We start from the raw sequence: 12,909 nt of genomic DNA, 5'->3' as shown, positions 1-12,909 counted from the left end.
GATTCATAAAGGAAGCCTTCACGGATGCAGTCAGCCTATACCGTCCTCATCCTGCTGACGCTGGTAAGCGTGTCGAAACTGGTCGGGCGGGTCGTCCCGCTGCCGCTGCCATTGGTGCAGATCGCCGCCGGTGCGCTGCTGGCCTGGCCAACCCTGGGCCTGCACGTGGCCCTGGACCCTGAGCTGTTCCTCTTCCTGTTCCTCCCGCCGCTGCTGTTCGCCGACGGCTGGCGTATCCCCAAGCGCGAGCTGTGGCGCATTCGCGGGCCGGTCGTGGCTCTGGCCGTGGGCCTGGTGCTGTTTACCGTGGTCGGTGCCGGTTACTTCATTCACTGGCTGCTGCCGAGCATCCCGCTGCCCGTGGCCTTCGCACTGGCGGCGGTGTTGTCGCCGACCGACGCCGTGGCCGTTTCGGCGATCACCCAGGACCGCCTGCCCACCCCGCTGATGCACATGCTCCAGGGCGAGGCGTTGATGAACGACGCGTCAGGCCTGGTGACCTTCAAGTTCGCGCTGGCAGCGGCGATTACCGGGGTATTTTCCTTTGCCGATGCCAGTTTCAGCTTTGTCCTGGTGGCCCTGGGTGGCCTGGCGGTCGGTGTGGCCCTGAGCTGGCTGATCGGCCGCCTGCGCGCCTGGATGATCGCCCGTGGCTGGGATGACCCTGCTACCCACGTGGTATTCATGCTGCTGCTGCCCTTTGCCGCCTATGTGCTGGCGGAACGCCTTGGGGTCTCGGGCATTCTTTCGGCAGTGGCGGCCGGCATGATGCAGAGCTGGCTTGACTTGCTGCCGCGTCAGACCAGCACCCGTTTGCTCAACAGAAGCGTCTGGTCGCTGCTGGAGTTCGCCTTCAACGGCTTGATTTTCCTGCTGCTGGGCCTGCAATTGCCGGACATCATCAAGGCCGTGGTCAGCCACGAAGCGACCGTCTGGCCGACCCTGGCGTGGCGCTGCCTGGATGTGCTGGCGATTTTCGCGGCGCTGATCTTGCTGCGTTTCATCTGGGTGCAGAGCATCTGGCGAGCGATTGGTGTAGTGCGGCGCTGGCGCGGCAAGCCGGCGTTGGTGCTGATGCCGACGGCACGCTCCTGTTGGCTGTTGACCCTCGGCGGTGTGCGCGGCGCGGTGACCTTGGCGGGTGTGATGTCGGTACCCCTGCTGATCGGCGCGGGCACAGCGTTCCCCGAGCGCGACTTGCTGATATTCATCGCTGCCGGGGTCATTCTGCTGTCGTTGATCAGTGCGTGCATCGCGTTGCCGATACTGCTGCGTGGGGTCACCAAGAGCCCGGACGAGCGCTTGCACCAAGAGGTCCAGGAAGCCTGGCGGCGCACTGCCGAGGCGGCCATTCACGCGCTGGAAGCGGAGGAGGTGATCGACGCCAGCTCGCCCCAGGATGCAGCGCAGGCGACACTGGCCACCGAGCTCAAGGCCAGATTGATGGCCGAGTACCGGGATGAGCTGGACAGCTACAACGACACGGCCGAAGCGAGGGCGCTGGCCGAACAGATGGACTTGCTGGAGCGGCGTTTGCGTTTGCGCGCGCTGCGGGCGCAGCGGCTGGAGCTGTACAACCTGCATCGCCAGCACCTGGTAGGCGATGAGGTGGTGCGGCAGGTGCTTGGCGAGCTGGATATGAGTGAAGCGAACCTGGGCGCGGTCAAGTAGATCGGCGGCGTTCGCTTCGCGCGTACGGCGCAATGCTCAAGGGCGGCCGATTACCTGTGGGACCGGGCTTGCCCACGAAATGGGCCGCATGGCGGCCCCGGTTCACTCAGCGGTTCTGCAGAAACGCACGGATCCGCTCGGCCGCCTCGATGCATTCGGCCAGCGGCGCAACCAGCGCCATGCGCACGCGGCCGGCACCTGGGTTGATGCCTTCCACTTCACGCGACAGGTACGACCCCGGCACCACGGTCACATGCTGGGCTTCGAACAGATCGCGGGTGAACGCGGCGTCGCAGCCCGGCACCTTGGCCCACAGGTAGAAGCTGCCATCCGGCCGCTGTACGTCCATCACCGGCTGCAGGATGTCCAGCACAGCATCATATTTGGCCCGGTACTGGTCACGGTTCTCGCGTACATGCGCCTCGTCCTGCCAGGCAGCAATGCTGGCCAGCTGGGTTTGCACGGGCATGGCGCAGCCATGGTAGGTGCGGTACAGCAGGAACGGCTTGATGATCGCGGCGTCACCGGCGACGAAGCCCGAACGCAGGCCTGGCAGGTTGGAGCGTTTGGACAGGCTGTGGAACACCACGCAACGCGCAAAATCGCTGCGGCCCAGTTCGGCGCAGGCGCTGAGCAGGCCCGGTGGTGGCGCGTCCTCGTCGAAGTACAGTTCGCTGTAGCACTCGTCGGCGGCAATCACGAAGTCGTGTTCGTCGGCCAGGGCAATCAGCTTTTTCAGGGTGTCCATCGGCACCAGTGCGCCAGTCGGGTTGCCCGGCGAGCACAGGAACAGGATCTGGCAACGCTTCCAGACCTCGGCCGGCACGGCATCGAAGTCGGGGTTGAAACCGTTGTCTTCCAGGCACGGCAGGTAGTGCGGGGTGGCACCTGCCAGCAGGGCTGCGCCTTCGTAGATCTGGTAGAACGGGTTGGGGCTGACCACCAGGCCGTCATCGGCGCGGTTGACCACCGCCTGGGTGAAGGCGAACAGCGCTTCACGGGTGCCGTTGACCGGCAGAATATGCCGGTCGGCGTCCAGCCAGCCGGCTGGCACCCCGAAGCGGCGCTCGCACCATTGGCCGATGGCCTGGCGCAGGGCTGGCAGGCCGATGGTGCTTGGGTAGACCGCCAGCTTGTCGAGGTTGTCGGCCATCGCCTGGGCAACGAATGCCGGCGATTCGTGCTTCGGCTCCCCGATCGACAGGGCGATGGCGCGCTTGTCCGCCGCAGGCTTCACGCTGCCCAGCAGGGCGCGGAGTTTCTCGAACGGGTAGGGCTGCAGCTGGGTCAAGGCATGGTTCATCGGCGCAAGGTCTCGTCAATCGTCTAATCGTTAAAAGGTCACGCGGTTCGGGCTGGTGTCGCTGGCCTGGCCGGCCTGCAGCTGCTGCACGATGGCTTCCTGCAGGCGGCTGCACAGCTGCGGGTCGGACAGCGGCTGGTTGTCGGCATCGGTAATGAAGAACACGTCCTCCACGCGCTCGCCGAGTGTGGCGATCTTGGCGTTCTGCAGCGACAGGTCGAACTCCAGGAAAATCCGCCCGATCCGCGCCAGCAGGCCTGGGCGGTCGGGGGCGGTGATTTCGAGGATGGTCACCGGCCGCTGGGCATCGTTGAGGATGGTCACCTGTGGCGGGAAGTTGAAGTGCTTGAGCTGGCGGGGCACCCGGCGCTGGATGATGGTCGGGTAGTCCTCGGGGTTGCGCAGCGCATCGGTCAGGCCGTCGCGGATCTGCTTGACCCGCTGCGGGTTGTCGCCAATCGAGCCGCCGTCGTTGTCGAGCACGATGTAGGTGTCGAGGGTGAACTGGCTGCTCGAGGTGATGATCCGCGCGTCATGGATGTTCAGGTTGAGCTGCGACATGGCCGCCACGGTCACGGCGAAGAAGTCGTGCTGGTCGGGGGCATAGATGAAGATCTGCGTGCCGCCCTCGAATTCGCGCTGGGTGGTTTCCTTGATCAGCACCAACGGCCCGCCGTCGGCCGGCTGCTGGAGAATGGCGTCGGTATGCCAGGCCACATCGGCGGCGTTGTGCTTGAGGAAGTAGTCGTCGCCCAGTTGCGACCAGAGTTGCTCGACGTCGTCTGGATCGGTGCCCTCGCGCACGAGAATATCCAGCGCAGCGCTTTGCGTCTGGCGGATCTGCTCTTCGCGATCCAGCGGGTTTTCCAGGCCCCGGCGCAGGGCGCGCTTGGTCTCGGTATACAGCTGGCGCAACAGGCTGGCGCGCCAGGAATTCCACAGGCTGGGGTTGGTGGCGTTGATGTCGGCCACGGTCAGCACGTAAAGGTAGTCCAGGCGCGTCTCGTCGCCGACATGCAGGGCAAAATCGTTGATCACCTGCGGGTCGGACAGGTCCTTGCGCTGGGCGGTGGTCGACATCACCAGGTGGTTCAGCACCAGCCAGACGATCAGGCGGCTGTCCCAGGCCGGCAACTGGTGGCGTTCACAGAACTGCTGCGCATCCACCGCGCCCAGCTCCGAGTGGTCGCCTTGGCGGCCTTTGCCGATGTCGTGATACAGCCCGGCCAGGTAGATCAGTTCTGGCTTGGGCAGGCGGCCCATGAGCTTGCTGGCCAGCGGGAATTTCTCGGACACCGGCGTGTACTGCAGCTTGCGCAGGTGCTTGATGAGGTTGAGGGTGTGCGCATCGACGGTATAGATGTGGAACAGGTCGTGCTGCATCTGCCCGACGATCAGGCCGAATTCCGGCAAGTAGCGGCCAAGGATGCCGTAACGGTTCATGCGCCGCAGGTTGCGATGGATGCCGATCTCGCACTTGAACAGCTCGATGAACAGGCTGGTGTTGCGGATATCGTTGCGGAAGGTGTCGTCGATCAGGTGCCGGTGCTCGCGCAGCAGGCGTACGGTATCGGCGCGCACCCCCTTGATCTCCGGGTGCTGGGCCATCAGCACGAAAATCTCCAGCATGGCGAACGGCGTGCGCTTGAACACGTTCGGGTTGACCGCCTCGATATAACCGTCGTGCAGACGGAAGCGCGCATTCAGCGGCTGCGTGGTGCCGCTGTCGTCGTCGGCAAGGATGACTTCCTCGAAGTGCTGGATGATCAGGTCGCACAGCTGGCTGATGCTCATCACCACCCGGTAGTACTGCTGCATGAACTGTTCGATGGCGCGCTTGGGGTTCTCGTCGCTGTAGCCCAGCAACGCCGCGATGCTGCGCTGGTGATCGAACAGCAGCCGGTCCTCGGCGCGGCCGGCGAGCATGTGCAGGGCATAGCGCACCTTCCACAGGAAGTCCTGGGAGGAGGCCAGCAACTCGTTCTCGCTTTCCAGCAGAAACCCTTCGCCAGCCAGGGCGTGCAGGTTCAGCGTGCCGTACTGGCGGCGGGCGACCCACAGCACCGTCTGGATGTCGCGCAGGCCCCCGGGCGAGCCTTTGACGTTGGGCTCGAGGTTATACTCGGTGTCGTTGTACTTGTGGTGGCGGGCCTTGAGTTCGGCGCGCTTGGCCAGGAAAAACTCCTTGCTCGGCCACATGTGCGCAGTGCCGATGACCTCGAGCATGCGCTGGCGCAAGGCTTCGGGGCCGGCGATGGTGCGGCTTTCCATCATGTTGGTGATGACTGTCAGGTCGGCACGTGCCTGTTCTGCGCATTCAGCGACGGTACGCACACTCTGTCCCACTTCCAGGCCGATGTCCCACAGCAGGGTCAGGAAGCGTTCGATGGCGTCGCGGTACTGCTCGTGCTCGGCGGCGCCGAGCAGGATCAGCAGGTCGATGTCCGAGTGCGGGTGCAACTCGCCGCGCCCATAGCCACCGCACGCCACCAGGGCGATGCCGCTGGTGTCGCCCCAGTCGAACTGGTTCCAGGCCTGTTGCAGGATGTTATCGACGAGCCAGGCGCGGTCCTCGATCAGCCGGCGGATGTCACGGCCGTCGCGAAAGCGCTTGTCGAGCACCTCGCCGGCCTGGCGGATGGCTTTCTTGAAGGCGGCGATGGGGCTCGCCTTGAGGGCTAGTTCCGCCTGGAACTGGCCACGGTCGAACAGCTCGGGATCCACCTGGGGCATCGAGTCGCGTTCCTGTGTTTGAAATCAGGCCGAGGTGCGCGGGATGGTGTCGTCCTTGCGCAGGGTGAAGATCTCGTAGCCGGTCGCAGTCACCACCAGGGTGTGCTCCCACTGGGCCGAGAGCTTGCGGTCCTTGGTGATGGCGGTCCAGCCGTCGCCCAGCACCTTGGTGTCGGCCTTGCCCTGGTTGATCATCGGCTCGATGGTGAAGGTCATACCTTCTTTCAGTTCCATGCCGGTGCCGGCGCGGCCGTAGTGAAGGATCTGCGGCTCTTCGTGGAACACCTTGCCGATGCCATGGCCGCAGAATTCGCGCACCACCGAGAAGCCATTCTTTTCGGCGTGCTTCTGGATCACTTCACCGATGTCGCCCAGGCGGCAGCCCGGCTTGACCAGTTCGATGGCCTTGTACATGCATTCCTGGGTGACCTGCGACAGGCGCTCGGCCCAGACCGGCACGGTGCCGACATGGAACATGCGGCTGGTGTCGCCGTGGTAGCCGTCCTTGATCACGGTGACATCGATGTTCAGCGTGTCACCGTCCTTGAGTGGCTTGTCGTTGGGGATGCCGTGGCAGACCACATGGTTGATCGAGGTGCAGATCGATTTCGGATAGCCCTTGTAATTGAGCGGTGCCGGGATGGCCTGCTGGACGTTGACGATATAGTCATGGCACAGGCGGTCGAGCGCTTCGGTGGTGACACCGGGCTTGACGTGCTCTTCGATCATTTCCAGCACTTCGGCGGCCAGGCGGCCGGCGATGCGCATCTTTTCGATGTCTTCTGCGGTCTTGATGGTAACGGTCATTACAGGCTCTCTACGGCGCCGCTGGCGGCGCGAACAAACGGGAAAGGCCGGATTCTAGCAGAGCAGGGCGGCATTCTGTCGGGATAAAGGCGGCCATGCTGCTGTCTATAGGAGGCATTCTGGCCTGTTTGGCGGGGTGCTGCAAAAGCCGCTGACGGACGTGAGCGTATCTGGGTTCCGTTCGTTCGCGGTCTGTGGTATAAAATGCGCCGCTTTCGGGGACGACCCCGTAAGCCTAAACCCACACACGTGTCGACACGATGACCTGGGTGCCCCGAATTCCAGAATTTGCGGGTTGGTCATTGGGATACGTGGAGGCCCAACCCGACTTATCAAGGAACTATCATGTCCCAAGTCAACATGCGCGATATGCTGAAGGCCGGTGTGCACTTCGGCCACCAGACCCGTTACTGGAACCCGAAAATGGGCAAGTACATTTTCGGCGCGCGTAACAAGATCCACATCATCAACCTGGAAAAAACCCTGCCAATGTTCAACGAAGCTCTGGCTTTCGTAGAGCGTCTGGCCCAGGGCAAGAACAAGATCATGTTCGTCGGCACCAAGCGTTCCGCCGGCAAGATCGTTGCCGAGCAAGCTGCTCGCGCCGGTTCGCCATACGTTGATCACCGCTGGTTGGGCGGCATGCTGACCAACTACAAAACCATCCGTGCTTCGATCAAGCGTCTGCGCGACCTGGAAACCCAGGCCGAAGATGGCACCTTCGCCAAGCTGACCAAGAAAGAAGCCCTGATGCGTTCGCGCGATCTGGAAAAGCTGGACCGCAGCCTGGGTGGTATCAAGGACATGGGCGGCCTGCCTGATGCCCTGTTCGTGATCGACGTTGACCACGAGCGCATTGCTATCACCGAAGCCAACAAGCTGGGCATCCCGGTTATCGGCGTTGTCGATACCAACAGCAGCCCGGAAGGTGTTGATTACATCATCCCAGGCAACGACGACGCCATCCGCGCCATCGAGCTGTACATGACTTCGATGGCTGACGCCATCATCCGCGGCCGCAACAACGTTGCTGGCGGCACCGAAGTCTACGCTGAAGAAGCGGCTGCACCTGCTGCTGAGTAATAGGCGCTAGCGTCTACTTGGCACGCAAAAAGGGGGCTTTGCCCCCTTTTTGCCACCTTGAAATCCTGCTGTCAGCAACGCCCCCGCATCATGGGCTGGCTGAGATAACAACAGCGGATTCGCAGAATTGAACGCCCGTGACGAGCGGGTGGAATGGTTGAAAAACTTTCCAAGAGGATTTTGAAATGGCAGCAATTACTGCAGCGCTGGTCAAAGAACTGCGCGAGCGTACCGGCGAAGGCATGATGGATTGCAAAAAGGCCCTGGAAAAGGCTGGCGGCGACATCGAAAAAGCCATTGACGACATGCGCGCCTCGGGCGCCATCAAGGCCGCCAAAAAGGCTGGCAACGTCGCTGCTGAAGGCGCTATCGCGGTCAAGACCGACGGTAAATCCGCCGTTCTGCTGGAAGTGAACTCGCAGACCGACTTCCTGGCCCTGCAAGACGACTTCAAGACCTTCGTCGCTGAAAGCATCGAAGAAGCCTTCGCCCAGAAACTGACCGACGCCGCTCCGCTGATCGCTTCGCGTGAAGCTGCTCGTGAAGCCCTGGTTGCCAAAGTCGGCGAGAACGTCAACATCCGTCGCCTGGTGCGCGTTGAAGGTGACGTTGTCGGTGCTTACCTGCACGGCAACAAGATCGGTGCCGTTGTTGTCCTGAACGGCGGCGACGTCGAGCTGGCCAAGAACATCGCGATGCACGTTGCAGCGTCGAACCCGGAGTTCCTGGATGCGTCGGAAATCTCCGCCGAGGCCATCGAGCGCGAGAAGGGCGTCTTCCTGCAGCTGAACGCCGACAAGATCGCCGGCAAGCCGGAAAACATCGTCGAGAACATGATCAACGGCCGTATCACCAAGTTCAAGGCCGAAGCCTCGCTGAAAGAGCAAGCCTTCGTCATGAACCCGGAAGTCAAGGTCGGCGAACTGGCCAAGAAAGCCGGTGCTGAAATCGTTTCCTTCACCTACTTCAAAGTAGGCGAGGGCATCGAGAAGCCAGTCGACAACTTCGCTGAAGAAGTTGCTGCTCAGCTGGCTGCTGCCAAGCAATAAGACAGACTCGTCTGTCGCCCCAAAGAGGCTGCCCGCTCACGCGCGCAGCCTCTTTGTCAAAGCGGGAGCGGTTTTCAAGGCCGTGCTCGCTGACGCAGTCGCTGCGTCACGTTAGAGTTACACGCAGGCTCAAGCAGCCCGCCAGAATTTTTACAAACGCCGCAGGAGAGATTCGCAATGGCTCAGCAGGGCAGTGGTTATCAGGCTCGCTATAAACGCATTCTACTCAAACTTAGCGGCGAGGCCCTGATGGGCTCGGAAGAGTTCGGGATCGACCCCAAGGTCCTGGATCGCATGGCGCTGGAGGTCGGCCAGCTGGTCGGCATCGGTGTTCAGGTAGGCTTGGTGATCGGTGGTGGCAACCTGTTCCGTGGCGCGGCGCTCAGTGCAGCCGGTATGGACCGCGTCACCGGCGACCACATGGGCATGCTGGCCACCGTGATGAATGCCCTGGCCATGCGCGATGCGCTGGAGCGGGCGAACATTACCGCCATCGTCATGTCGGCTATTTCCATGGTTGGCGTGACCGATCACTATGATCGCCGCAAAGCCATGCGTCACCTGAACGCCAAGGAAGTCGTAATCTTCGCTGCCGGTACCGGCAACCCGTTCTTCACCACCGACTCCGCCGCTTGCCTGCGCGCCATCGAAATCGATGCCGACGTGGTATTGAAGGCAACCAAGGTCGATGGTGTATACACTGCAGATCCGTTCAAGGACCCGCATGCCGAGAAGTTCGATCATCTGACCTACGATGAAGTGCTGGATCGCAAGCTGGGTGTAATGGACCTGACGGCAATCTGCCTGTGCCGAGACCACAAGATGCCGTTGCGCGTCTTCAATATGAACAAGCCCGGCGCCCTGCTGAACATCGTGCACGGCGGCGCGGAAGGAACCCTGATCGAGGAAGTTCAAAAATGATCAACGATATCAAGAAAGACGCCCAGGACCGCATGGGCAAGTCCATCGAGGCACTGGGTCGTAACCTGGCGTCCATCCGTACCGGTCGCGCCCACCCAAGCATCCTGGATAGCGTCAAGGTCCCTGCCTGGGGCAGCGACATGCCACTGAACCAGGTCGCTGCCGTGTCTGTTGAAGATGCGCGTACCCTGAAGATCGTCGCTCACGACAAGAACCTCAGCGCTGCCATCGAAAAGGCCATCCTGACTTCCGACCTGGGCCTGAACCCGTCCAGCGCCGGTACCACCATCCGCGTACCGATGCCTGCCCTGACCGAAGAAACCCGCAAGGGCTACACCAAGCAGGCCAGCGCTGTTGCCGAAGATGCCAAGGTTGCCGTGCGCAACGTGCGTCGCGACGCACTGGCTGACCTGAAGAAGCTGACCAAGGACAAGGAAATCAGCGAAGACGAAGAGCGTCGCGCAGCTGACGAGATCCAGAAGCTGACCGACAAGTTCGTCGCCGAAATCGACGCTGCGTTCAAAGCCAAGGAAAAGGACCTGTTGGCCGTCTAAGGCCGAGGTTTTTTAATGGAAAAGACCAAGCTGGCGGCACCGTCTTCGGTGCCGCGTCACGTCGCGATCATCATGGATGGCAATAATCGCTGGGCGAAGAAGCGCCTGTTGCCCGGCGTCGCCGGGCACAAGGCCGGCGTCGATGCCGTGCGTGCGGTTATCGAAGTCTGCGCCAAGTCCGGGGTCGAGGTACTGACCCTGTTCGCCTTCTCCAGCGAGAACTGGCAGCGCCCAGCCGAAGAGGTTGGTGCGTTGATGGAACTGTTCTTCTCGGCACTGCGCCGTGAGGCCAAGCGCCTCAACGAGAACAACATCAGCCTGCGCATCATTGGTGACCGTTCGCGCTTCCACCCCGAACTGCAGGCCGCCATGCGCGAAGCTGAGGCGCAGACCGCGGGTAGCAATCGCTTCATTCTGCAGATCGCCGCCAATTACGGTGGTCAGTGGGATATCGCGCAGGCTGCTCAGCGCCTGGCGCGTGAGGTGCAAGCCGGGCATCTGCGCCCGGACGACATCACCCCGGGCCTGCTGCAAACCTGCCTGGCCACCGGTGAACTGCCGTTGCCAGACTTGTGCATCCGCACCGGTGGTGAGCACCGCATCAGCAACTTCCTGCTGTGGCAGCTGGCTTATGCCGAGCTGTACTTCTCCGACCTGTACTGGCCGGACTTCAAACACGAGGCCATGCGCAACGCCCTGGCCGATTTCGCTTCGCGCCAGCGCCGCTTTGGTAAGACCAGCGAGCAGGTCGAGGCTGGAGCTCGTGCTTAATGCTTAAACAACGCATCATTACTGCGCTGATCCTGCTGCCGGTCGCGCTGGGTGGTTTCTTCCTGCTCAATGGCGGGGATTTTGCCCTGTTCATCGGCTTCGTGGTCACCCTCGGTGCCTGGGAGTGGGCGCGCCTGGCCGGGCTGATGGCCCAGCCGCTGCGCATTGCCTACGCCGCCGTGGTCGCTGGAGCGCTGATGCTGCTCTACCTGATGCCTGACCTGGCGCCCTGGGTGCTCGGTGCTTCGGTGATCTGGTGGGGGCTGGCCACCTGGTTGGTGCTTACCTACCCGCAAAGCAGCGAGCTGTGGTCCAGTGCGGCGTGCAAATTGCTGATCGGCTTGCTGATCCTGCTGCCAGCCTGGCAGGGGTTGGTGCTGCTCAAGCATTCCCAGCTGGGCAACTGGTTGATCCTGACGGTCATGGTGCTGGTGTGGGCCGCCGATATCGGTGCTTACTTTTCGGGCCGTGCTTTCGGCAAGCGCAAGTTGGCGCCGCAGGTTAGCCCGGGCAAGAGTTGGGAAGGTGTCTATGGCGGCCTGGCCGTGAGCCTGGTCATCACACTGGTGGTCGGGGTGAGTCGCGAATGGTCCTTCGGCCAGATTCTCCTGGGGCTGCTGGGTGCCGCGCTGGTGGTCATGTCCTCGGTGGTCGGCGACCTGACCGAGAGCATGTTCAAGCGCCGTTCCGGCATCAAGGACAGCAGCAACCTGCTCCCTGGCCATGGCGGGGTACTTGATCGTATCGACAGCCTGACGGCAGCAATCCCGATTTTCGCCGTGCTGCTGTGGGCAGCCGGGGGTGGGATGTGAATACGCCGCAACGCATTACCGTGCTCGGTGCCACCGGCTCGATCGGGCTCAGCACCCTGGATGTGATCGCGCGTCATCCCGAGCGTTATCAGGTGTTTGCGCTCAGCGGCTATTCGCGCATCGACGAACTGCTGGCTTTGTGCGTGCAACATCTCCCGGCCTTTGCCGTGGTGCCCAATGCTGAGGCGGCCGCGCGCATGCGTGAGGGTTTGGCTGCCCGCGGTTGTGCCACCGAAGTGCTCGAAGGCGAGGCGGGGCTCTGTGAAGTCGCGTCCGCTGGCGAGGTGGATGCAGTGATGGCGGCTATCGTCGGCGCGGCAGGCCTGCGCCCGACATTGGCTGCTGTCGAGGCTGGCAAGAAGGTGCTGTTGGCCAACAAAGAGGCGCTGGTGATGTCCGGCGCGCTGTTCATGGAGGCCGTGCGGGGCAGTGGCGCCGTATTGCTGCCGATCGACAGCGAGCACAATGCAATCTTCCAGTGCCTGCCCGGCGATTATGACCGTGGCCTGACCCAGGTAGGTGTACGCCGTATCTTGCTGACCGCTTCCGGCGGGCCGTTCCGCGAGACGCCACAAGCCGCCCTGGCCGATGTGACGCCAGAACAGGCCTGTGCTCACCCGAACTGGTCCATGGGGCGCAAGATTTCGGTGGACTCGGCGAGCATGATGAACAAGGGCCTGGAGTTGATCGAGGCTTGCTGGCTGTTCGATGCGGCGCCGGCCAAGGTCGAGGTGGTGGTGCATCCGCAAAGCGTTATCCATTCCCTGGTGGATTACGTCGACGGTTCGGTGCTGGCCCAGTTGGGCAACCCGGACATGCGCACCCCCATCGCCAATGCCCTGGCCTGGCCCGAGCGGATCGATTCCGGGGTTGCGCCGTTGGACCTGTTCGCCATCGCTCGTCTGGATTTCCAGGCCCCCGACGAACAGCGTTTCCCCTGCCTGCGCCTGGCGCGGCAGGCCGCCGAAGCCGGCAACAGTGCGCCTGCAGTGCTCAATGCGGCCAACGAGGTCGCGGTCGAGGCATTTCTTCAGCGGCGTATCCGCTTCCCGGAGATCGCGGGTATGATCGAACAGGTGCTCGATCAGGAACCGGTGGTGCCGTTGCCTTCGCTGGATGCGGTGTTCGCCGCCGACCAGCGCGCTCGGGAGCTGTCCCGTGAGTGGCTGAGGCGCAACGGTCGTTGATCTTGGTCGGCCTACCGC

At 62.6% G+C, this 12,909-nt stretch carries 11 protein-coding genes; 8 read left to right on the top strand and 3 right to left on the bottom strand.

Translation table 11 applies throughout. The features are described from left to right. Window positions 1-24: 24 nt before the first annotated feature. Window positions 25-1,671, top strand: a complete 1,647-nt coding sequence (locus tag ACIPIJ_RS02910; protein ID WP_401072511.1) for a Na+/H+ antiporter — start codon at window positions 25-27, stop codon at window positions 1,669-1,671. Between the two features lie 106 nt (window positions 1,672-1,777). Here ACIPIJ_RS02910 and dapC read toward each other — a convergent pair whose 3' ends face one another. From dapC to map, 3 genes are read right to left on the bottom strand one after another with little or no spacing between them, the layout of a single operon-like run. Next, the gene (gene dapC, locus ACIPIJ_RS02905) at window positions 1,778-2,974 is read right to left on the bottom strand and encodes a succinyldiaminopimelate transaminase (RefSeq protein ID WP_401072509.1); all 1,197 of its coding nucleotides are present in this window, start codon (window positions 2,972-2,974) and stop codon (window positions 1,778-1,780) included. 30 nt (window positions 2,975-3,004) lie between these two features. Beyond that, on the bottom strand, window positions 3,005-5,707 hold the full coding sequence (locus ACIPIJ_RS02900; protein WP_401072507.1) for a [protein-PII] uridylyltransferase: 2,703 nt from the start codon (window positions 5,705-5,707) through the stop codon (window positions 3,005-3,007). Window positions 5,708-5,731: 24 nt separating this feature from the next. Further along, a complete protein-coding gene (map, locus tag ACIPIJ_RS02895) occupies window positions 5,732-6,514 on the bottom strand; it encodes a type I methionyl aminopeptidase (RefSeq protein ID WP_401072505.1) in 783 nt (260 codons plus the stop codon). A 345-nt stretch (window positions 6,515-6,859) separates the two neighbouring features. On the opposite strand from map, the gene rpsB reads away from it, so the two are divergent. From rpsB to ispC, 7 genes are all read left to right on the top strand, one after another. Beyond that, a complete protein-coding gene (rpsB, locus tag ACIPIJ_RS02890; protein ID WP_027595792.1) occupies window positions 6,860-7,597 on the top strand; it encodes a 30S ribosomal protein S2 in 738 nt (245 codons plus the stop codon). A gap of 185 nt (window positions 7,598-7,782) precedes the next feature. Next, window positions 7,783-8,646: a translation elongation factor Ts gene (gene tsf / locus ACIPIJ_RS02885; RefSeq protein WP_401072503.1), complete on the top strand. Its 864-nt coding sequence runs from the start codon at window positions 7,783-7,785 to the stop codon at window positions 8,644-8,646. A gap of 177 nt (window positions 8,647-8,823) precedes the next feature. Further along, entirely contained in the window at window positions 8,824-9,567 is a 744-nt protein-coding gene (gene pyrH, locus ACIPIJ_RS02880; RefSeq protein ID WP_016392310.1) for a UMP kinase, read from the top strand. Continuing rightward, window positions 9,564-10,121, top strand: a complete 558-nt coding sequence (frr, locus tag ACIPIJ_RS02875) for a ribosome recycling factor (protein WP_401072501.1) — start codon at window positions 9,564-9,566, stop codon at window positions 10,119-10,121. The genes pyrH and frr overlap by 4 nt, the downstream gene beginning before the upstream one ends. Window positions 10,122-10,136: 15 nt before the next feature. Continuing rightward, on the top strand, window positions 10,137-10,892 hold the full coding sequence (gene uppS / locus ACIPIJ_RS02870) for a polyprenyl diphosphate synthase (protein ID WP_401072499.1): 756 nt from the start codon (window positions 10,137-10,139) through the stop codon (window positions 10,890-10,892). Then, on the top strand, window positions 10,892-11,704 hold the full coding sequence (locus tag ACIPIJ_RS02865; RefSeq protein ID WP_401072497.1) for a phosphatidate cytidylyltransferase: 813 nt from the start codon (window positions 10,892-10,894) through the stop codon (window positions 11,702-11,704). Before uppS ends, ACIPIJ_RS02865 begins: the two co-directional genes overlap by 1 nt. Then, a complete protein-coding gene (ispC, locus tag ACIPIJ_RS02860; protein WP_401072495.1) occupies window positions 11,701-12,891 on the top strand; it encodes a 1-deoxy-D-xylulose-5-phosphate reductoisomerase in 1,191 nt (396 codons plus the stop codon). Before ACIPIJ_RS02865 ends, ispC begins: the two co-directional genes overlap by 4 nt. Window positions 12,892-12,909 lie beyond the last annotated feature (18 nt).

This window comes from Pseudomonas sp. NPDC087185 (assembly GCF_044744955.1).
Lineage (GTDB): Bacteria > Pseudomonadota > Gammaproteobacteria > Pseudomonadales > Pseudomonadaceae > Aquipseudomonas.
The sequence above is the reverse complement of the archived record's forward strand: the minus strand, read 5'-3'. Positions and strand labels throughout refer to the sequence as shown.

Coding starts and splice junctions, on each gene's coding strand:
- ACIPIJ_RS02910 (WP_401072511.1), top strand. CDS start 25: ATGCAGTCAGCCTATACCGTCCTCATCCTGCTGACGCTGGTAAGCGTG.
- dapC (WP_401072509.1), bottom strand. CDS start 2,974: ATGAACCATGCCTTGACCCAGCTGCAGCCCTACCCGTTCGAGAAACTC.
- ACIPIJ_RS02900 (WP_401072507.1), bottom strand. CDS start 5,707: ATGCCCCAGGTGGATCCCGAGCTGTTCGACCGTGGCCAGTTCCAGGCG.
- map (WP_401072505.1), bottom strand. CDS start 6,514: ATGACCGTTACCATCAAGACCGCAGAAGACATCGAAAAGATGCGCATC.
- rpsB (WP_027595792.1), top strand. CDS start 6,860: ATGTCCCAAGTCAACATGCGCGATATGCTGAAGGCCGGTGTGCACTTC.
- tsf (WP_401072503.1), top strand. CDS start 7,783: ATGGCAGCAATTACTGCAGCGCTGGTCAAAGAACTGCGCGAGCGTACC.
- pyrH (WP_016392310.1), top strand. CDS start 8,824: ATGGCTCAGCAGGGCAGTGGTTATCAGGCTCGCTATAAACGCATTCTA.
- frr (WP_401072501.1), top strand. CDS start 9,564: ATGATCAACGATATCAAGAAAGACGCCCAGGACCGCATGGGCAAGTCC.
- uppS (WP_401072499.1), top strand. CDS start 10,137: ATGGAAAAGACCAAGCTGGCGGCACCGTCTTCGGTGCCGCGTCACGTC.
- ACIPIJ_RS02865 (WP_401072497.1), top strand. CDS start 10,892: ATGCTTAAACAACGCATCATTACTGCGCTGATCCTGCTGCCGGTCGCG.